A 21,377-nucleotide genomic window follows, 5' to 3' on the forward strand; every position below is an offset into this window, starting at 1 on the left:
TAATAGATATTTGAGAAATCAGATGAATGCCACCCCTTCCTCATCACCAGCAATGAGTTATTTCGCCAAAGAACTGAGCTGGCTATCTTTTAATGAGCGCGTGCTACAAGAAGCAAAAGATAAATCCAACCCAATTATTGAACGCATGCGCTTTTTAGGCATTTATTCAAATAACATGGATGAGTTTTTCAGAGTACGTGTTGCGGATGTGAAACGGCGAATTTTACTTAATAAAATTCCTGATGCGAACTTTGAAGAAGATGAGATTTTACTTCATCAGATCCAAAGCAAAGTGCTACAGCTTGGCAAAAAATTTAATCAGATTCATAAAGATATTTTAAATGATTTAAATGAGCACAATATTCACGTAGAACTCCCTGAAAAACTATCTGAATTTCACGTAACCTGGCTTAAAAAGTTTTTTCACGACAATGTGCTGCAATATATATTGCCGATTTTACTCTCTGAAAAGAAAGACTACTCAGATCAAATAAACGACACCATGACCTATTTGTTTGTCGAAATGACGAATCAAAAAAGTCATTACGCGATGCTAGAAGTTCCCACAGATCGCGTGTCTCGCTTTGTTATTTTGCCACCCGAAAAAACACGCCGTCACAAAACCATTGTGATGCTAGATGACATCATCGCTTATTTCATTCGCGATGTGTTTAGCAGCTTTTTTAGTTTTGATGATATTCAATGCTACGCCATAAAACTCACCCGCGATGCTGAATACAACTTAGATGATGAGCTTGAAGAAGGTTTACTCGACAAAATGTCGAAAGGCCTGAAACAGCGAATTTCTGCCGAGCCTGTGCGCCTCGTTTATGACGAAAGTATGCCTGATGACATGCTTAAAGTGATGAAAAAGCGCCTTAATATAAGTCAACATGATGCATTGATCCCAGGGGGTCGATATCGTAACTTCCGTGATTTTATCGCCTTTCCTAATGTGGGCCGTCAGTATTTAGAAAACAAGCCCCTGCCCGCATTACAAAGCACTGCTTTTACTAATCACTCGAGTGTGTTTGATGCCATCTCAGAACAAGATATTTTACTTTATTACCCCTATCACACCTTTAATCATTTACTTGAGTTTGTGCGCCAAGCAGCTTTTGACCCTGATGTCACACAGATTAAGGTCAACATTTATCGTGTAGCCAGCCAGTCTCGCCTTGTTTCTACGCTAATAAATGCAGCAAAAAACGGTAAACACGTCACGGTAATGGTAGAGCTCAAAGCGCGCTTTGATGAACAAAATAATATCGAATGGGCGAAAACGCTCAGTAATGCAGGTATTAAAGTTATCTTTGGTATCCCTGCTTTAAAAGTACACAGTAAATTATGCGTCATTCATCGCAAAGAAAAGCATAACATCGTTAAATACGCGCACATTGGTACGGGTAACTTCCATGAAAAAACCGCAAAAATTTATACCGACTTTAGTTTGTTTACTAAGCATGAGGGCATAACGGAAGAATCTGACAGCGTATTTAGGTTTATTGAAAGTAGTTACAAACCATTCCAATTCGATCACTTGATGATTTCACCTGTCAATGCCAGAGAAACAATCACCTCATTGATCAATAAAGAAATAACTCATGCTGAGCAGGGTAAAACGGGTCGAATTACATTAAAAATCAATAACCTTGTCGATAAAGAACTCGTTGATCATCTTTATTTCGCCGCAAGGCGTGGGGTAAAGATACGCATTATTGTACGTGGCATGTGCTCTTTAGTTCCGTCATCACTTAGTGGCAATGATAATATTCGTATTATCAGTATTGTAGACCGCTTCTTAGAGCATCCCCGGGTAATGGTGTTTCACAATAATGGCAAGGAGAAAGTCTATATTTCCTCAGCCGATTGGATGACCCGAAACCTCGACCACCGTGTTGAAGTGGCCACACCAATATATGATGCAAAATTAAAGCAGCTCATTATTGATATTCTTGAGCTACAGTTTAAAGATAGAACTAAAGCGCGCATAATCGATAGCGAACAAAAAAACAGCTATGTGCGCCGTGGCAATCGTAAGAAAATACGTTCGCAAATAGCTATTTATGACCACCTCAAAAAATGGGAAAGTAACTATAATAATGAATGATTATTCCTCTATTGCTGCCGTTGACTTAGGCTCAAACAGTTTTCATTTAGTGGTGGCAAGAGAGGTTGATGGCTCTTTGCAAATCTTACATAAAGAAAAGCAACGTGTTTATTTAGCTGATGGTTTAGATGATAAAAATCACTTAAGCCAAGCAGCTATTGAACGTGCACTGGCCATTCTTAATCAATTCGCCACTACCTTACAGGACTTCCCCCTTGAGAATGTCAAAGTAGCCGCCACTTACACATTACGCCGTGCTAAAAATATTCATTCGTTCCTAACCCAAGCGAGTAAAGTGTTTCCATATCCAATCGAAGTAATATCAGGGCAAGAAGAAGCGCGTTTAATTTATCAAGGTGTTGCTCATTACATCCATCACGATGATAACCGCTTAGTCATTGATATCGGTGGCGGCAGTACCGAACTCATCATTGGCAAACACTTTAAGCACACATTACTGGCGAGTCGAAATATGGGCTGTGTCAGCTATACCAAGCAGTTTTTTGCAGATGGGCAAATTACCGCTAAGCGCTTTGCCAAAGCTGAGGTTCGTGCTGAACAAGAACTCGAAGTGATATTTGCAAACTACTTATCGGCAGGCTGGCAGTCCGTGGTGGGTACATCGGGCACGATTAAATCTATCCTTGCCATGATTAATGCCAATAATACCGAGCAAGAGCTAATTACATTAGAACGATTATTAGAGCTAAAAACTCAGTTCATTGCTGCTAAACAAATACCCGCACTACACATTGAAGGTCTCACAGCTGAGCGACAAGTCAGTATTTGTGGTGGTTTAGCTATTTTAATTGCCATATTCAGGCTATTTAAGATAAAAACGATGCAATACAGCGACTTTTCACTTCGTGAAGGCTTGCTTCATGAAATGCAGCAAAAGCTCGCCCATAGAGATATTCGCACGAATACCATAGCGAACCTATCTGAGCGCAACGCCATAGATAAAGAACACGCTATTCGCGTATCGACAACCGCAAAGTGGCTGTTAGAACAAGTCAAAGAAGCTTGGCAACTTACCGACCCTGACTACATAAATCTACTGGATTGGGCTGCGCAATTACATGAAATTGGCTTAGGGGTTAATTCGTCGGGATTACATAAACACAGTGCATATATCGTAGCGAATAGCCAATTACCTGGCTTTACGCAGCAACAACAAATTCTACTAAGTTGTATGATCCGCTTTTACCGTAAAAAAATTCGTTTGGACGAGTTCCCTACACTGCATACCATGCAGCATTATGAAATATTACGGCTCATTGTGATTTTGCGCTTAGCAGTACTACTGAATCAAAAACGCACAACCGATCAAGGTTTTAAACTTGAAATCACAGCCAAGCAAAATAGTATGTTCTTAAAATTTAATACTAACTGGCTTAAAGAACATACCTTGCTTTTGGCTGACTTACAGCAAGAGCAAAAATACCTCAAAAAGGTCGGCTTTTTACTCGATTTTCATTAAGCAGATTAATAGGTTAATCGATTACATATCCATATGACGGTTAGAGCTTTGCATCATTTGCTTTAAACCTTGTTGCTCTAACTCAAGTAAACGCTCAAGCTTCTCAATCGTTTCAGGGGTCTCGGCACGAGATACTAAATATTCATATAGATCAGTAACCTTCTGGTGTTGTGAGGTTAAATAGACTTGAATAGCTTTCTCATCTATTTGCTGATCAGTACTGATGTCTTTAAAAGTAATAAGCTCAGGATTTTCAGCAAAATACTCATAGCAATACGTATCTAGGGTATTAATTTCAGTAATCGCTTTAAAGCCAACGAGATCTTCTGCTAGTTTTTTCTCATATTGCAGATAATAATCCACCAGCATTTGATTATGCTCGTCTAATAAATCTTTAACACTGTGAAAATTCGCAGCCATCTGAGTGTGAAACATCACAGTCCAATCATAAACTTGTTGTATTGTTTTAACTTGCATGTGCATTCCTTACTAAAATCAATTTAATAAGACTGTGCATAAATCACACCAGCAAAAAACTCAATTAATATCAAAACCTTAAATATAAAGGTATGTAACTTATAGTAAGAAGAGCGTACAAGTTACACACCCACTGTAAAATTTATAGGTGTCGTTTACGCCATATAAAATAAAGCGCAGGCAAGACTAAAAGCGTTAACACAACAGCACTTAGCATACCACCGACCATAGGCGCTGCTATTCGGCTCATCACCTCGCTACCCGTTCCTGTACCATAAAGTACTGGCAGTAAACCTATGATAATGGTTGCCACTGTCATCATCACTGGCCTAACCCGAAGGCCAGCACCATTAATAATTGCTTGGCGCAGCTCTGTAACCGTAAACTGTGCTGATTGCGCTTTGGCATCTTGATAAGCTTGGTTGAGATAAACCAGCATGATTACGCCAATTTCAACGGCAACCCCCGCAAGCGCAATAAAGCCGACTCCAACGGCAACAGAGAAGTTAAAACCTTCAAGGTACATCAGCCAAATACCGCCTATCATCGCAAGCGGTAAGGTCAGCATGATCATTGCCACCTCAATAAAACTTCTAAAGTTGAGGTATAACAGCACCACAATGATTGCCAAGGTGAGTGGCAATACATAACTGAGTTTAGCTTTTGCGCGCTCCATATATTCGTATTGCCCCGCCCAAGTAATTGAGTAACCAGCAGGTAGCTCGAGTTGCTCATGCAGCGCTTGTTGCGCACGCCCAACGTAACTGCCGATATCACTGCCTTCAATATCAATTAAGCTCCAGCCATTGATACGCGCATTTTCACTTTTAATACCCGGCGGGCCATCTTCGATAAAGACATGGGCTACGTCGGCCAATGCGATACGCTGTCCGTTTGGCGTCACAATCGGTAACAACTTAAGCTCTTCAGGCGAGTCGCGATAATCTTGCGGATAACGCAAGTTAACTGGATAACGCTCTTGCCCTTCAACGGTTTCAGTCACATTCATACCACCAATAGCAGTGGCAACAACCTGTTGCACATCAGCAATGTTCAAACCGTATCGCGCTGCCTTTTCACGGTTGATATCAACTTTGATGTAACGACCACCAGCAACACGCTCTGAATAAACCGAAGCCGTACCCGGTAAATCTTTTAAGATGACTTCAATTTGCTCACCAATTTTTTGAATTTCACTCAGTTTTGGCCCTGCAACTTTGATCCCCACAGGCGTTTTAATCCCAGTGGCAAGCATGTCGATTCGCGTTTTGATTGGCATAACCCACGCATTAGTGAGCCCCGGGAACTTAACCAGATTATCGAGCTCTTTTTTCAGTTTTTCAGTGGTCATACCCTCGCGCCACTGTGATTTTGGCTTTAACTGAATAAAGGTTTCGATCATGGTGAGCGGCGCGGGATCTGTCGCAGTATCAGCACGACCTACCTTACCAAATACTGATTCAACCTCTGGCACACTGGCAATTAACTTATCGGTCTGCTGTAAGATTTCACGGGCCTTACCAATGGAAATACCTGGGTAAGTCGTTGGCATATACATTAAATCTCCCTCATCAAGGGGAGGAATAAACTCACTACCAATTTTATTAACTGGATAAAAGCCGATAGCAGCCAAAACTAAGGCCAGTACCAGCGTTGTTTTCGGCGCTTTTAACACCGCATTTAACAAGGGTTTATAGGCTGCCACCAATAAGCGATTTACAGGGTTTTTCTGCTCAGAAATAACCTTACCGCGAATAAAGTAGCCCATTAATACCGGCACCAATGTAATCGCTAGACCTGCTGAGGCCGCCATGGCATAAGTTTTTGTGTAAGCCAGTGGCGAGAACATGCGCCCTTCCTGTGCTTCAAGAATAAACACCGGCATAAAGCTGACTGTGATAATTAATAAACTAAAGAATAATGCGGGCCCGACTTCTGCGGCTGAGTCCATCACCACTTGCCAACGGTTTTCGTCGGTCAGTGGGGTTTTCTCCATATGCTTATGCATATTTTCTATCATCACGATAGCACCATCTGTCATGGCACCAATGGCAATCGCTATCCCGCCAAGCGACATGATGTTGGCGTTTATACCTTGCCAATACATCACCACAAAAGCCGTTAAAATACCCATTGGCAGCGTAATAATGGCTACGATCGATGAGCGTATATGGAATAAAAACACCACACACACTAAGGCCACGACGATTAATTCTTCAATTAACTTTGAGCTTAAGTTATCAAGTGCTTGGGTAATTAGGTTTGAACGGTCGTACACAGGGATGATTTCAACGCCCTCTGGCAGGCCTTTTTTAAGCGACTCTAGTTTTTCTTTTACTAGTTTGATGGTTGCTTCGGCGTTTTCACCAAAGCGCATCACCACCACACCACCAGTTACTTCACCCTCACCGTTAAGCTCGGCAATACCACGGCGCATTTGCGGCCCAAGTTTTATATCAGCCACATCGCGTAATTGCAGTGGCGTACCATTGGCATTAGTACCCAGCGGAATGGCTTCTAAATCAACCACGCTTTTAATATAGCCTGTGCTCGAGACCATGTATTCGGCTTCAGCCATTTCGACCACAGAGGCACCACGCTCTTGGTTACCTTGCTTAATTGCTGTTTGAATTAAACTCAGCGGAATACCATAAGCACGCAATTTATCGGGGTCGACATTCACCTGATACTGCTTAACCATGCCGCCAACAGACGCCACTTCTGATACACCTGGCACCGTTTGCAGCTCAAACTTTAAAAACCAATCTTGCAGGCTTCGTAGCTGGCTAATATCGTGCTTACCGGTTTTATCCACCAGCGCATACAAGTAAATCCAACCCACCCCTGTTGCATCAGGGCCAAGTTCAGGCCTCGCTGAATCAGGTAAGCGAGCACTTACTTGACTCAAATACTCTTGCACTCGACTACGGGCCCAATAAAGGTCAGTGTCTTCGTTAAAAATAACGTATACATAAGAGTCACCAAAAAACGAAAAGCCCCTTACCGTTTCAGCCCCAGGCACCGACAACATCGCTGTGGTGATCGGAAACGTTACTTGGTCTTGCACCACTTGTGGCGCTTGTCCTGGGTAAGAGGTTTTTACAATAACCTGTACATCAGATAAGTCAGGCAAGGCATCAACTGGGGTATTCTTTAAAGAAAAAATCCCAAAGCCTGCCAACATTAAAGACAGCAGTAATACAAAGAAGCGATTACCGACTGACCAACGGATCACGGCTGCTATCATTGCATTTCTCCTTGCATAGGGTGGCTTAGGGTCATGATGTCAAAAATTACAAACTCACTGTCCACCAACTTAAAGGTAAAATGCACTTCATCATCACTTTGTAAACTAGACATATCAATACGCGGCGAAAAATGAAACTCCATGGTTGCAGCCTCGCGGCCCCACTTAGGGATAGCCTCACGACTTATCACAGCGGTTCTGGCTTCGCGGTCAATACTGTTGATCACGCCATTTACCATTGCGCTGTCACTATCCGGTTCTTGCATACGCATAAAGTCAGAACTCTTACTTGATTCTGAGTCTATTAAGAACTGCGCTGAAACCACGACGTTATCGTCTTTCAATAAGCCTGATAAAATTTCGACATCATGATTGTCACTACGACCTAACGTCACGGCAACTGATTTAAAGCGCCCTTCGCCTAAATCAATCACGACACGGTCTTGGCTACCGGTGCGGATCACCGCTTCTTTGGCTATCACTAATTGTGGTTCAGTTGGCTTGGTGGTAATGCTGACTTCAGCGAACATATTCGGTTTTAATAAGCCATCTTGGTTAGCAAAGCGCAAACGCACGCGCAGGGTACGGTTTTTCTCATCAAGAGTTGGATAAATATAATCGACCTTACCCTGCCAGTGTTGTCCTGGTAAGTAATCGAGTGTCATAGTCACTGGCAAGCCTTTATGAATAAGCCCTGCTTGGCGCTCAAAAACTTCAGCTTCAACCCACACTTCTTCTAGATGAGCAATACTCATCATGGTTGTGCCTGGTTTCACATAAAAACCTTCGCGGATATTTAGCTCATCCAGTACACCACTTTGCTTGGCATAAAAGGTAATGTTTTGCCTAACCTTTTGGCTTTGCTCTAATCGCGCAATAAAATCATCAGAAACATTCAGTGAGGCTAAACGTGCTTTTGCCGCACGAATCAGCACCGCGTTGTTACGTTTAAGGGCAAGCAATAGCTCTTCTTGTGCGTTTACTAATTGTGGAGAATATAATGTATAAAGAGGCTCGCCTTGCTTAACTTGGTCACCTGCGGCTTTGACATATAAGGTTTCTATCCAACCTTCAACACGAGGGTGAATATGCACGAGTTGGTCTTGGTCGTATTGCACATAACCAACCGTATCAACGGTAGTTTGCAATGATTTAAAACGCACAGGCGCAGTCCTTACCCCTAAGTTATTAACGACTGCTGGTGAGATTCTCACAGTACCAGGGCTGTCTTCAGCGCTACTTTGCTCCTCATAAACGGGGACCAATTCCATACCCATCGGTGATAACCCCGGTTCATCACGGCGGTAATTGCTGTCCATGGGCGCCACCCAATATAATGGTTTTTTCTCAGCGCTTGGCATTTGTGCATGATCTGGCTCAGCAAACTTATTTACAGCCGTTGCCAATGCTGCACCTACCGCCAAAGCGACAACTAATTTCACTGTGTTATTCATTGCTAGCTCCTTGGCTTTGTGCTGCATTTATGCGGTTATCTTTTGCTGCTGCGTAATAATTGAGGCGAGCGAGGGTTATTTGTTTATCGATTTCGATGTTTAACGCATCAATTTTTGCGTTTAGTTCGCTAATGCGAGCACGCATCACTTCTGAAAAGTCGCCATCATCATTGGTGTATGCATTTAGAGTCGCCTCGGCTTGCTCAGCCATTTGCGGTAATAGCTGTTGCTGATACAGTGCTTTGCGCTGGGCTAGTCGGCTTAATTGGCTAAGCTCCTTGAAGTACTGACCTTGCAACTTTTGTAAGGTAATAAGTTTGCTGGTTTTTACCGCCTCTGCACTGGCAATTGCAGCATTCACTTGTTGATCTTGACGGTTGTCGGTAAATAGCGGTAAATCAACACTAACGCCAATTGAGAATAAGTCAGCGCGAGAGTCCCCCATAAGTGTATCGTCACGATAGCCATAGCCTAGGTTCATACCAAATTGTGGTTTGTAGGCTTCTTTAGCCACTTGCACTTGGGTGTTTTTAGCACGTAGTGCATGTTCAATAGCAATAATTGCTGGGTGGCCCATCAACACTTCAGTGACACCCGATGGGGCGAGCTTTTGATAAGGCATTAATGCGGTCACTTTGGTACTTTCATCACTCACTGCACCATTTAGCATGTCAATAGGTAGCCATTGCGCCAGTCGCTTTTTGGCACTATCAAACTGCTGCTCTAGCATCACCAGCTTATCTTCAAGACGTGTTAGCTCTAACTGAGCGCGAATAATATCTTGCTGGCGAGTCGCACCAAGTGTATTAGCATAGCTTGCTTCTGTTATATCAATGAGTTGATTGAATAATGCTTTATCTTGGTTAATCAATTGAATGCTTTTTTGTGCGCGATAAGCGTTTAGCCATGCTTCGCTAACAATGGCTTTAACCTGAGCTTGGCGGTCTGCTCTAAGCCAAGGGTATTGCTCAGCCGATTGCTGTAATGCTTGCTGCTGTAGGGCAAGACTATCACCACGACTAAATTGTTGTGATAAGCCCACTTTGAATTGCGTCATACCTTCTTGGTCAAAGGCAAAGCCATCGGTTGGTAAGTTCATTAGGCCAACAGTTAATACCGGATCTGGTAAGGTACCCGCAGCAATGCTTTGCGCTTCTATTGCCTGTTGCTGGTATTTATTTGCCTGCAACCATGGCTCGTGAGTCAATGCATAATCAATCACCTGATTGAGTGCCAAAGGCTCTGCTTTCACTAAACTTGAGGTTATCAAAACTGCGCCTAGAGAAAGCGCCTTAATCAATTTGCTGTGAATCATCACATGCTCCAAAAATCTTAAATAATGGTAAAAAAATAGATTTAGGGTGCAGAATGAGGTGTTCTTGCAGCGTGATGCTGAATTTTAGACAGACCTATCCTGCTTAAGCAGTAATAGGTGGGCGGTATAAGGAGCTTATATGAAAGCTGAGTTGGCTTACGCCTAACACGGTGACTTTTTCAGATTGCTTAATTGAACTAACAACTAAGCTATTTAGAGGAAGGAGTGAGTGAGCTGTACAGGCATTGAACGGACACGCACAATCGCTGTTATCCATGATATCTTCATGGCAACAATCCATATCACTCATGTCGCTGTCAGCGCTCATATTTGCGTGATGGTCCATTTGCATGCTGGCATGTGGCATATCACACACCATAGCAACAGACGCAACTGACTGACCCACAAAAGTGAGCAGCATCATAGCTATCAATAAGTAGCTTGAAAGTCGCGCCATCATCATACCTTAAAAATTAACTGCCCAAATTGTAGCCCGAAATTTACGCACTCGACAAGGGTTTATCTATTTTTATGCTGCTAGTTGCTGCAATAGCAAACAGGCAATAGCCGGTAAAAAACCAAAATCCATCGCCCAGCTCGGCATGCATTCTTATCAGCTCACCCATTTGCCCGTCGGCATTACCAGCTAGATAGGCCACAATCAATGCAATCACAAATACATCAACCATGCTCCATTTACTTAAGCCTTGTACTAGTTGGCCAAGTACGCACTTAAACTTGGTGGCGGGTAAAAAGCAATAAACTAACTGCATCAATAATTTTAATGTGGGGATAACAATTGAGAACACAGCAATCAGTGCTGCCACCAAATAATTTTTATTGTTGGCAAGCTCACTCACTGTGCCCCAGATGCTGCGTGTTTTTTTGTAGGCATCTATTTCACCTTCAAGCTTATCAAGCCCTAACATGCTTGATGCCATCATTAATACACTACGAGTATTTCTGTCGCCTTCATCGGCAATCATTTCAATACCTGTTTTAGCCAGCTCCGACTTGTTTATTTTACCTTCTAAAGTCAACACTGGCTGAGTTACACCTGGGATTAGCAAAGCTAAAGCAACGATAATGGCGATAACTGGGAAGATAACACGCATTTTAACTAACCAAAAAAATGAATAGGCTAGGTATAATAACTAACTTAACTAGTCGAGTCAGTAACTAAGGAGAGCGTAGAAAATACATCATCAGCATAGGCTCTTGATTCGTACATGGCTGCATAAACAACATCCATTTTTGAGGCGGGGCGAATCATCACAAGTAATTCATCTGCTGACTGCCAATGTTCTTCCTCTACAGCTTTAACGAGTTTCAATGTTCCGCCAAGCATACCGTTAAAGCTTAACAGCGCACTGGACAACTCAGAGCCTAACGAAAACTCTTTTGCAACAAGGTCAATCTCCATATCCAAAATAGCGTCTAAAACAGATAGCATGCCGACCAAATAGCCTTGCTCTGCCAGCTCTTTTCCACCAGGTGCTAACATTAACGAAATAAATTTAGCACGCATTAACCCTAACTTTGTCAGCTCAGAGGGTTTATCATTACCCAGTTCACTCAAGGCAAGCACGCGGACAAATTGTCTTATGGCGTCTTCACCCAAGTAGATAACAGCTTGTGAAATAGATTTGATAGTCTGCTGGGCACTGCTTGAACGTGCATTCACTAATTTTAAGATGCGTGCAGTCAGCCCCAAATCTTTTGCAACACGCTCTTGTACAGCAGCAAAGTCTATATTCGGTTGAGCCGTACAGTTTAAAAGTTCTAATACTGCGACTTTAGAAGGCTCAACATTGCCATACGTTAATAACTCGGGGCGAGCAAAAAAGTAACCTTGAAATAAGTCACAACCTGCCGCTTTTAATTGCTCAAACTCTTCGTAATTTTCAATTCGCTCAACAATAATTTTAGCTTTAGGGAAACTACGTTTCAGTTTTTTGATCATCATATTTGTTTTAATGAGCGGCTGTTCAACTTCAAGTTTAATAAAGTCCATTAATGGCAAAATAGGTTGCCATTTATCGCATCCGTCATAATCATCCAAAGCAAAAAAGTAGCCTTCATCTTTTAGTTGTTTTACACGTTGAGCAACGTGAGGAATGCTCGTTGTACGCTCAACAATTTCGATGACTGCACTTTGAGGCTGCAATAGCTTTGGAAAATCATCCAATATTGCATCGGTAGACAAGTTGATAAATGCAGGTTGAAAGCCAGTAAGTTTCTCTAGCCCCATTAACATGAGCGCATTAAAAAACAACCGCCCTGTCGCTTGACCATCGCTTGTGCCTTGAGGAAATACGTTGTCAGTTGACTCTCTGTATAGTAGCTCGTAGGCATATAGAGTTTTATCAGCATTAAATATCGGTTGCCTAGCTATATACTGAGTCACACTTTGACTCTTATTTCCTTCTATATTTAATTCTGACATTTTACATCCCGCTTAATTGTAAAAATCAACACTACAACTGTTCTTAGTATAGTGAAAGGTGTTTTCTTGCCAAATAAGAAAAATCCAACCACACTCAGTGTACGGCAAACTTTTAATATAACCCATTGCGACTAACGTACTCATTATTTTTACTTTTATTCTATTTAAGTTCTGAACAGGCAGCCCATGCCGAGCAATTTCCTGTGTTAAAATATAATGTCACTGGCTCTGGAAATTTTTACCCGTATTACATAGATAATAGACGCAATCCGGGTATTCTTCCTGAAGTTATTGCTCAAATACTTACCCGCGCAAATATTGATGCTGAACACATAGAGCTGCCTGCTAAGCGTACGGTTAAATACCTTCACTTAGGCAATATTGATTTTGATGTTATCAGCCGTGCGTGGCTAAGTGAGCAGGAGCAAAAAAGTGATTTATTTCGTTATTCTGAGAACTTATTCGCAATTGAGGAATACCTCGTTAGCCTTGAGGAAAATATTCAAAACTGGCAACAGTTAAGACACCTTAATAAACAGCCTGTCGGAACCGTACTGGGTTATTACTATTATGATGATAAACGCTTTAAACGAGTGGACTTTCATTCAGAGAAAGAGCTAATAAAAGCGTTAAAAATGAATAGAATAGAGGTCATTATAATCGACAAGCTTAGTGCGAAGTACTGGGCAAACCAATTGGATGCCTCGATTGCGTTTGGTGCACGTCACTCAAACGGCTACTTACAAATAAGGCTTAGATCAGAGCATCAAGCCATGCTGCCTGTTATAAATGACGCCATTCGCAGTCTAAAAAAAGATGGCACTATTGACGCCATTATTAGTAAGTACACAAAAACCATACCCTTACACTAAACAAGGTTATTCCGCTTTAACTGCGGTTTTGTTATACTAGGACGCTGTTATTAGCGATTTGCTTTAAGATAGATCATTTAACTAAGCAATTGGCATTAGTCTTCCAAACTGAAAAGAGCCTCCCATGAGCATTGAACAAACCCTTATTGAACGTAGTAATAACCAATGTGAACTTTGCACTGCCACAGATAACTTATCTGTGTACGAAGTGCCACCTGTTACAGAGGCTCACTCTGATAAATGCATTTATGTTTGCCAAACCTGCAAAGATCAAATTGAAAACAATGCCGACCTTACTGCAAATCATTGGCATTGCTTAAACGACAGTATGTGGAGTCAAACGCCCGCTGTACAAGTTGTGGCCTATCGCATGCTAAAACGCCTAGCGGCAGATAACGGCTGGGCTCAAGATGCATTAGACATGATCTACCTTGAAGAAGACACACTAAAGTGGGCGCAAACAGCCCTTGCTGAAGATGACGATATTAAACATATTGATAGCAACGGCGTTGTACTTCAAGCAGGTGACACAGTCACACTTATTAAAGATCTTGATGTTAAAGGCAGTAGCTTGGTCGCTAAACGCGGCACGGCGGTTAGAAATATTGGCTTAACCAGTAACCCTGAACATATTGAAGGGCGCGTAGATGGCCAACGTATTGTCATATTAACTAAATACGTTAAAAAATAACGAGTGATAAAATGGGCTTTATGCCCATTTTTTATATAATTAAGCTATGATTAAGTCAGCGAATTTTAAGCTATTTAACAGATAGTCCTCCAAACGCAAGGAAAACATCATGGCTTCGGATACCTTCTCCTCTTTTAAACGTGCCTCACTGTGTAGCTTAATGATATTGGGCAGCAGCTTAGTATTAAGCGGTTGTAGTGAAGATTCAGCTGAGCCGCAAGCTGAGCAATCAACAATGAAAACACTCAATACCCAAGTGACTTATTTAGACCGTAGCATGTTGCCACCAGGCTCAGTGCTAAAAGTACAGCTGGCCGATGTATCAAAGATGGATGCAAAAGCAGATGTGATCAGTGAGCAAGAAGTACAATTAAATGGGGCTCCACCTTACAACGTGGCACTAGAATATGACGAAAGTAAAATTGCCGATCGTCACCGCTACAGCGTCAGTGCGCGCATAGAAAACCAAGGTAAATTACTTTACATAAGCACGACCCATAATAACCCATTTTCAGAAAACACAATGGACGATGTATACAAAGTAACCGTCTCTAAAGTATCCGCTAAAAAGCCAGATGTGACATTAACCAATACCTATTGGAAAGCAGTGACAATTGCTGGTGAAGCGCTCAACGTTGAAACAAAGGAGCCCTTTGTTCAATTTAAAGATGATGGCTCAACTCATGGCTTCTTAGGTTGTAATAGTTTCTCTGGGAGCTATGAAATCAATGAGCAAACTCTCACCTTTAACCCACTTGCAAGCACTAAAAAAATGTGTGTGGAGCAAATGGATATCGAAGCTGCAATGTCAGCCTTACTGGCATCAACAGCACAGTTTTCAATTAATGGTGAGCAATTAATTTTACTCGATGATAGCAATGAACCATTGGCAACGTTTATTGCAACCTATATGAACTAGTTTACAAACAAAAACGCCCAGCAGAGACTGGGCGTTTTTGTTTAGAATAAAGTTATTCATCTACCAGTTGTTCACTGCGATAAAAACCGCTGTTTTGTGCAAGTAATTGTACTAGCTCAGGCAAGATAGCGTCCATGGTTTGCTTTAATTTCCAAGGTGGATTAATGACTATCATGCCAGAGGCCGTCATACCATGCACTTCGGTATCAGCTTCAGTTGCTAATTCAAATAACTGAATATTGCGCACACCAGAATCAATTAAACCAGCTTCCATTCTATCGATACGTTCACGATCAACAACCGGATACCAGATCATATACGTACCCGTAGCAAAACGTTTGTAAGCCTTAATAATAGTATTAACAACCGTGTCGTAGTCAGCTTTAATTTCGTACGGTGGATCAATTAATACACAAGCACGACGTGACGCAGGAGGCAATAAGCCCACAAGCCCTTGAAAACCGTTCTCGCCACGTACCCGAATAGAACGCTTACCTTGCATATTATTTTGCAATAGTTCTAAATCACGTGGATGTAACTCAAAGAACCAGCCTTTATCTTGGCGACGTAAGAAGTGTTCAGCTATTTTTGGTGAGCCTGGGTAGAAATCTAAATCCCCCTGTTGATTAAACGACTTAATTAGTTCGATATACTCATTAAGTGCGCTATGCTCACTGCGATGTTGCCAAAGTTTAGCGATCCCTTCTAAATACTCTTGTGTTTTTTGTGCATCACTTCCGGCAAGTTCAAAAAAGCCAGCTCCAGAATGCGTATCAATATAATCAAGTGGTTTATCTTTGATTGTTTGATATTTAAGAACTTCAGCTAAAACTAAATGTTTAACTACATCAGCAGGGTTTCCTGCATGAAAAGAATGTCGGTAACTAAGCATATTTATAAGTCGCCAAATACGAGTGTGCGCAAAAAATAGATGCCCTCATTGTACACGATAAACCGATAATGATCCTAAATACTCAGCACTGAGTGAATCATAAATGAATAAAAATGCTCCGAGGCTGAATTGAAGCTTAACTTTTAATAAAAATGCGCTAAAACAGGCGTAAATGCTGGCATATCGATACAGTTTCCTTTACATTTGCATGACAATAATCACAGTTTTATGAGCGCATTTATGAATAACGAAACTCTTTCCCAACTCGAACAACTGATCGACAAACTAATTAACCGAAATAGCGAACTTGAAAGCGAAGTTAAAAGCTTAAAAGATCAAACCGCCAAGTTACTTGATGAAAACGAAACACTACAACTTGAAGTACTTGAAAGTGAAGAAAAGCAAAAGGATGCCAGCAGCACATTAACAGGCTTACTTGAAAAGCTACAAAGCGCTAATCAGGCTAGCTAATGGCCACTCCACAAAGTCAGCGTGTCACAGTCGAGCTACTAGGCAAAGAGCATGAGTTTTCTTGTCCTGAAGGGCAGGAAAAAGCGCTCGTTGGTGCAGCTCAACATTTAAATGACTTAGTGGAACAAATGAAGCAACGCACTGCTGTTCGTAACGAACAAAAAGCCTTATTAATGGCCGCGTTGCACTTAAGTCATGAGTTGCTCGAAGTCAAATCGCAACAAGCAAAACAAGAGCAACAGCATGACTCATTAATCGATAAGCTAAGCCAACATTTAGATCCTTAAAAAAGCGCATTTCGCGCTTTTTTTGTTTACACTCTCCATTCGAATAATAAACAAGCGAATTAACAATGCGTACACGTGCTTTTCTAAAAGGAATTATAACTGCTTTATTTTCTGTCTGTTTTACCGTGAATGCTAATGTTACTTGGCATACCATTACACCAGAAATTCAATTTTTAGAGCAACAAGCTAAGCTACGCTTTTACGATTCGAACCAAGTTCTTATCGAAGGAAAAGAGTGTGCGTTAATGTTCGATGCCAGTGGCGACTTTGCAGCGGTAGAGCAACTAGCCAGCACCCTCAAGCAGCGCTTGAAAACACCTTTATGTTATTTGGTTGGCAGCCATTATCATGACGACCACCTCCTTGGCATGGCCGTACTGCAAGCCCAATTTCCCAAAGCAAAGCTCGTTGTTCATCAACAGGTTGCAAAAAACTTTGCACATGTACAACGTGCGTTTACTGATAAGCTTGATAGCTATGAAAAAAGTATTGAGCTTAGCTACCAACGCCTTGCTAATCTGCCTAAGGAACAACAACATACATGGCGAGAAAAGTTAACGCTTGCGAAACAGCGTTTGCTACGCTGGCGTGAGTTATCGCTTAAAGAGCCCGCACTTATCATCTCAGAACAAACCAAGCTTGATCTAGGCGATTACCCAGTTATCATTGAACCCTATCATGCGCATACATATGGTGATTTAACCTTACTTGCTGATAATGGCCAAATCTTATTGGGTGGCGATATGGTTGATAGCCTGCCCTATCCAGGTCATGGACAACTAGTGCCATGGCTTAACGCACTCACACAGCTTGCGCAAAGTAAAACCATCACAACCATTTTACCTGGCCATGGCGAAAAGCTCACACCCGCGATGCTTGCAAAACCAATAGCATTTTTAAGTACGATTGAAGAGCAGGTAAAAGCTCAGCCGAATGCCCCCGTAGAAGAGTTAATAACAACATTCCCTATAACCATAAAACAAAGCTATCAGAGCGACGAAATTGGCGAACGTGCATTTAATATGTTTCTTGAGGCTGGACTAAAGCAGGCTAAAACTTCAAAATAGCGCTAAAATAATAAAGGGATTTTATTATATGGCTCTATTACGTTTGAAATATTTTCTATTGCTGTGCATATTTATTAGTTTACAAGGATGCCAAACCACTAAGAAAGAATCGCCACAAAATCAAGATGATAAGCCAAAGATCTTTAACCACTTTGAGCCTAACTTAAGCTATCAAGAAAAAACCAGTGAGCAATTAGATGCTTCACCCACTGCCGCGCTACCGTCACCCAAAGTAACTATTCCAGCCTCTAAGCCAACTTCTGATGACCTATGGCAACATATAGCAAATAATCTTTCTTTGGTTTTTCAGACCAATAAACAGACTACTGCGCGTTTAAAGTGGTATTTAAAACAGCCTGAGTATCTCGAAACAGTAAACCGTAGAGCCGCTCCTTATCTTTATCACATTGTTAAACGTGTCGAAAAGCAGAACCTCCCTATGGAGCTTGCACTGTTACCCTTTGTTGAAAGTGATTTTAGACCTACAGTTCGCTCTTCAGAACATGCTGTGGGAATATGGCAATTGGTAGGCGCAACGGCCTATCATTTCGGTGTGCAAAGCGACCAATGGTATGATGGTCGTCAAGATATTTTAGCTTCAACCGATGCTGCACTCGCTTACTTAAGCTACCTACACAAGCGCTTTAATGGTAATTGGCTTCATGCATTAGCAGCCTATAACAGTGGTGAGGGTCGAGTAAAGAAGGCCATTAAAGACAATCAAAAAAGAGGAAAAAAAACAGATTACTGGTCTCTCTCATTACCAAAAGAAACCGCAGATTATATACCCAAATTATTAGCCCTCAGCTACTTAGTAAGGCATCCCGAAAAAGGCTTTAAGCGCCCAAAGCTGGTAAATAAACCACTCACAACTGAATTTAATGTTGGCCAACAATTTGAGTTTTCTGTGATTGCAAACCTATCAGGAATCGGCCGCAGTCAATTGCACAAACTTAACCCTGGTTACTTAAAAAACCAAAGTTCGCCGAATGGCCCACATACTTTATTACTCCCAATGGAGCAGCAAACTATACTACAGAGCAAACTATTCCGTAATAACTTTGCAGGCCAATACACCGTACAAAAAGACGATACTTTATACAGTATTGCACGACGCTTTAGCATGTCAGTCGAGGCACTGAAAAAATTAAATAATAAAGCCTCAAACCTAATCAAAGTTGGTGAACAGCTCCATTTAAATAAACCACAGACAATACAAAAGTCCTTGTTGGTCGATTATAAAATTAGTCCTTACTTAGAGCAAAATGAACCAACAATCCCCACTATTGCCGTTGATTACCAAGTCAAACCCGGTGACTCTATTTGGAGCATTAGCCGGCTCTATGATGTCCCCCACAAGGATGTCGCGATGTGGAATAAGTTAAATGCAACAAGCGTATTAAAGCCAGGCACGATTTTGACATTACATTTGCCACAAGCCGAGCCCACAAAACATAATACACCAGCGAGCGAGACGATACTGTCGGGTATCGAAAGCTCTTTAAAAAAGCCTTGATTGCTCAGCCAAAGCGGTTAGCGTAAAATCGGCATTTATATTTAAATTCTAAAGAGTAAAAACATGCAAATCAGCAAAGACTCAGCGGTTGAGTTTCACTACACATTAAGTGAAGCAGGCGAGCAAATCGAATCAAGTAAAGATGGTGAGCCACTTTCATATATCCATGGTACTGAGGGCATGCTTCCAGGTCTTGAAAAAGCCCTTGAAGGTAAGGCAGCTGGTGATAACTTTAGCGTAACACTTGAGCCTAGCGAGTCTTACGGCGAACGCGTTGATAACCTAATCCAACGCATCCCACTTAAGCACTTACAAGGCAACACAAAAGTGTGGAAGCCAGGTATGACTGCAATCGTGCATTCAAACCAAGGTCGCCACCAAGTGACTATCGTGAAAGTAGGTCGCTTTAATGCGGATTGTGACTTAAACCACCCTTTTGCTGGCAAAACACTGACATTTGATGTTGAAGTGATCAATGTTCGCCAAGCAACAGCCGAAGAATTATCACACGGCCACGTGCACGGTGAAGGCGGTTGTGGCCACAGCCACTAAGGATAAATGATGACAAACGTTGCAATTGTCACTGGTGGCAGTAAAGGCATAGGCAAAGCAGTTGTTGAGCGCTTAGAGCGCGAAGCATACACAGTTTATAACTTAGATATCACGCCATCAGAGGGCAACTATCGCCACTGTGATGTCAGTGATGCTCTGCAAGTTAAATCTGTGATTAACGAAATAATTGCAGAAACAGGCCGAGTTGATGCATTAATATCAAACGCAGGTCGCCATTTAAGTGCCAACATTGAAAACACCGATGAAGCAACGTTTGATGCTCTGTTTGCGCTCAATGTGAAAGGTGCCTATGCTGCAATTCAAGCTGTATTACCTAGCATGAAAAGCCAGCAAGGGGGCAGCATCGTATTGGTTGCCTCTGATCAGGCAATCATTGGCAAACCAAACTCGTTTGCTTATAACTTAACAAAACATGCACTTGCATCAATGGCAAAAACCACTGCGCTGGATTATGCCGCGTTTAATATTCGCGCAAATGCAGTTTGCCCAGGCACTATTGAAACCCCATTATTTCATAACGCGATTGATGCTTACTGCCAAAGAAGCGGCGCTAATAAAGCTGACATTGTTGCCGAAGAAGCTGCATTGCAACCTTTAAACCGTTTAGGGCAGCCTGAAGAAATAGCTGCTTTGATAAACTTTTTAATAAGCCCTGAAGCGAGCTTTATTACTGGCAGCTTACAAAGCATTGATGGTGGGTACACCACGCAATGAGCGACAAAATTATTGACCCCCATGTGCACTTTTTTAACCTCAGCGAGGGTCAATACACTTGGCTACAAGGCGAACGCCCCCCTGCGTGGCCTAACCTTACACAAATAAAAGCACCTGTTACTGTAGGGCAACTGCAATCAGCCTGTTCATTTGAGCTAGAAGCGCTCGTACATATTGAAGCTGGCTTTGACAATCAAGCGCCAGTGAATGAGCTTAATTGGCTTGCAACACATTTAAAAGATATTGCTTATAGAGCGATTAGCTATAGTCAGATTGATGCCCCTGATAGCCAGTTTATAAACGCAATAACTGAGCTTAGGCAACCAACGCTTGTTGGTATTCGTGATATTACCGAAGGTGATGATGCAAGGCGATTACGTGCACCAAATAGCCTTGAAAATCTTGCCTATCTAGCAGCCGAAAACTTACTGTTTGAAGCCCAATTTGAAATTGAAAACCATGCAGTAACCGAACAGCTCATTACATACTGCCAGGCTCTTCCCTCATTACGTGTAGTGATTAATCATTTAGGCTTTATTAGTGATGAGCAAAGATGGCTTGAAGCAATCATTAAACTCAGCCGCTGCAGTAATATTGCTATTAAATTTTCAGGACTAGAATTTAGCTCATTGAGTAAAGACACACATCGATGGCTTCTTAAGAATTTACTAAATTACTTTGGTGAGCAACGTATTATGTTTGCCAGTAATTTCCCTGTTTGCCAAATTGACGTAGACTACAACAGTTGTTGGGAGCACTATTTTTCATTGTGTGATACCCATCACATTTGGCAACAGCTCAGCAACAAAAATAGCCGTTATATCTATCAAATTAGTTAAAGACTAA

At 41.8% G+C, this 21,377-nt stretch carries 20 protein-coding genes; 12 read left to right on the forward strand and 8 right to left on the reverse strand.

What is annotated here, in order from left to right; all coding sequences use genetic code 11:
• Positions 1-22 precede the first annotated feature (22 nt).
• Together ppk1 and ppx are read left to right on the forward strand one after the other, a co-directional pair.
• Positions 23-2,110: a polyphosphate kinase 1 gene (ppk1, locus tag L3V38_RS14320; RefSeq protein ID WP_237119816.1), complete on the forward strand. Its 2,088-nt coding sequence runs from the start codon at positions 23-25 to the stop codon at positions 2,108-2,110.
• Positions 2,103-3,590, forward strand: a complete 1,488-nt coding sequence (ppx, locus tag L3V38_RS14325; protein WP_237119817.1) for an exopolyphosphatase — start codon at positions 2,103-2,105, stop codon at positions 3,588-3,590. The genes ppk1 and ppx overlap by 8 nt, the downstream gene beginning before the upstream one ends.
• 21 nt (positions 3,591-3,611) lie before the next feature.
• Here ppx and L3V38_RS14330 read toward each other — a convergent pair whose 3' ends face one another.
• The 7 genes from L3V38_RS14330 to L3V38_RS14360 all read right to left on the reverse strand — a co-directional run bounded on the left by L3V38_RS14330 (position 3,612) and on the right by L3V38_RS14360 (position 12,529).
• Positions 3,612-4,067 (reverse strand): hypothetical protein, encoded by a 456-nt coding sequence (locus L3V38_RS14330; protein WP_237119818.1) that lies wholly within the window; start codon positions 4,065-4,067, stop codon positions 3,612-3,614.
• 142 nt (positions 4,068-4,209) lie between these two features.
• A complete protein-coding gene (locus tag L3V38_RS14335) occupies positions 4,210-7,314 on the reverse strand; it encodes an efflux RND transporter permease subunit (protein WP_237119819.1) in 3,105 nt (1,034 codons plus the stop codon).
• Positions 7,311-8,768, reverse strand: a complete 1,458-nt coding sequence (locus tag L3V38_RS14340) for an efflux RND transporter periplasmic adaptor subunit (RefSeq protein WP_237119820.1) — start codon at positions 8,766-8,768, stop codon at positions 7,311-7,313. Before L3V38_RS14340 ends, L3V38_RS14335 begins: the two co-directional genes overlap by 4 nt.
• Positions 8,761-10,083 (reverse strand): TolC family protein, encoded by a 1,323-nt coding sequence (locus tag L3V38_RS14345; protein ID WP_237119821.1) that lies wholly within the window; start codon positions 10,081-10,083, stop codon positions 8,761-8,763. The genes L3V38_RS14340 and L3V38_RS14345 overlap by 8 nt, the downstream gene beginning before the upstream one ends.
• 103 nt (positions 10,084-10,186) lie before the next feature.
• Positions 10,187-10,540, reverse strand: a complete 354-nt coding sequence (locus L3V38_RS14350; RefSeq protein WP_237119822.1) for a hypothetical protein — start codon at positions 10,538-10,540, stop codon at positions 10,187-10,189.
• Between the two features lie 43 nt (positions 10,541-10,583).
• The gene (locus tag L3V38_RS14355; protein WP_237119823.1) at positions 10,584-11,198 is read right to left on the reverse strand and encodes a paraquat-inducible protein A; all 615 of its coding nucleotides are present in this window, start codon (positions 11,196-11,198) and stop codon (positions 10,584-10,586) included.
• A gap of 44 nt (positions 11,199-11,242) precedes the next feature.
• Positions 11,243-12,529 carry an HDOD domain-containing protein gene (locus tag L3V38_RS14360; RefSeq protein WP_237119824.1) on the reverse strand — a complete coding sequence of 429 codons (1,287 nt, stop codon included), beginning with the start codon at positions 12,527-12,529 and terminating at the stop codon, positions 11,243-11,245.
• A gap of 203 nt (positions 12,530-12,732) precedes the next feature.
• Here L3V38_RS14360 and L3V38_RS14365 point away from each other — a divergent pair, with 203 nt between their 5' ends.
• The 3 genes from L3V38_RS14365 (at position 12,733) to L3V38_RS14375 (ending at position 15,011) form a co-directional block, all read left to right on the forward strand.
• Complete coding sequence (locus L3V38_RS14365) at positions 12,733-13,401, forward strand: transporter substrate-binding domain-containing protein (RefSeq protein WP_237119825.1); 669 nt, start codon at positions 12,733-12,735, stop codon at positions 13,399-13,401.
• A 124-nt stretch (positions 13,402-13,525) separates the two neighbouring features.
• Positions 13,526-14,092, forward strand: coding sequence for an alkylphosphonate utilization protein (locus L3V38_RS14370; protein WP_130151563.1), 567 nt, complete (start codon positions 13,526-13,528; stop codon positions 14,090-14,092).
• 109 nt (positions 14,093-14,201) lie between these two features.
• The gene (locus L3V38_RS14375) at positions 14,202-15,011 is read left to right on the forward strand and encodes an META domain-containing protein (protein ID WP_237119826.1); all 810 of its coding nucleotides are present in this window, start codon (positions 14,202-14,204) and stop codon (positions 15,009-15,011) included.
• A gap of 52 nt (positions 15,012-15,063) precedes the next feature.
• Here L3V38_RS14375 and rlmJ read toward each other — a convergent pair whose 3' ends face one another.
• The gene (rlmJ, locus tag L3V38_RS14380; protein ID WP_237119827.1) at positions 15,064-15,903 is read right to left on the reverse strand and encodes a 23S rRNA (adenine(2030)-N(6))-methyltransferase RlmJ; all 840 of its coding nucleotides are present in this window, start codon (positions 15,901-15,903) and stop codon (positions 15,064-15,066) included.
• A 240-nt stretch (positions 15,904-16,143) separates the two neighbouring features.
• Between rlmJ and zapB the strand changes: the two genes are divergently transcribed.
• From zapB to L3V38_RS14415, 7 genes are all read left to right on the forward strand, one after another.
• Positions 16,144-16,374 carry a cell division protein ZapB gene (zapB, locus tag L3V38_RS14385; protein ID WP_130151560.1) on the forward strand — a complete coding sequence of 77 codons (231 nt, stop codon included), beginning with the start codon at positions 16,144-16,146 and terminating at the stop codon, positions 16,372-16,374.
• Positions 16,374-16,661, forward strand: coding sequence for a cell division protein ZapA (locus L3V38_RS14390; RefSeq protein WP_237119828.1), 288 nt, complete (start codon positions 16,374-16,376; stop codon positions 16,659-16,661). Before zapB ends, L3V38_RS14390 begins: the two co-directional genes overlap by 1 nt.
• 65 nt (positions 16,662-16,726) lie before the next feature.
• Positions 16,727-17,728, forward strand: a complete 1,002-nt coding sequence (locus L3V38_RS14395; RefSeq protein ID WP_237119829.1) for an MBL fold metallo-hydrolase — start codon at positions 16,727-16,729, stop codon at positions 17,726-17,728.
• Between the two features lie 28 nt (positions 17,729-17,756).
• Positions 17,757-19,244, forward strand: a complete 1,488-nt coding sequence (locus tag L3V38_RS14400) for a transglycosylase SLT domain-containing protein (protein ID WP_237119830.1) — start codon at positions 17,757-17,759, stop codon at positions 19,242-19,244.
• A gap of 63 nt (positions 19,245-19,307) precedes the next feature.
• A complete protein-coding gene (locus tag L3V38_RS14405; protein WP_130151556.1) occupies positions 19,308-19,796 on the forward strand; it encodes a peptidylprolyl isomerase in 489 nt (162 codons plus the stop codon).
• A gap of 9 nt (positions 19,797-19,805) precedes the next feature.
• Positions 19,806-20,531 carry an SDR family oxidoreductase gene (locus L3V38_RS14410; RefSeq protein ID WP_237119831.1) on the forward strand — a complete coding sequence of 242 codons (726 nt, stop codon included), beginning with the start codon at positions 19,806-19,808 and terminating at the stop codon, positions 20,529-20,531.
• Complete coding sequence (locus tag L3V38_RS14415; RefSeq protein ID WP_237119832.1) at positions 20,528-21,370, forward strand: amidohydrolase family protein; 843 nt, start codon at positions 20,528-20,530, stop codon at positions 21,368-21,370. The genes L3V38_RS14410 and L3V38_RS14415 overlap by 4 nt, the downstream gene beginning before the upstream one ends.
• The last annotated feature ends 7 nt before the right edge of the window (positions 21,371-21,377 follow it).

The organism is Pseudoalteromonas sp. L1, from assembly GCF_021728095.1.
In the GTDB taxonomy this organism is placed as follows: domain Bacteria; phylum Pseudomonadota; class Gammaproteobacteria; order Enterobacterales; family Alteromonadaceae; genus Pseudoalteromonas.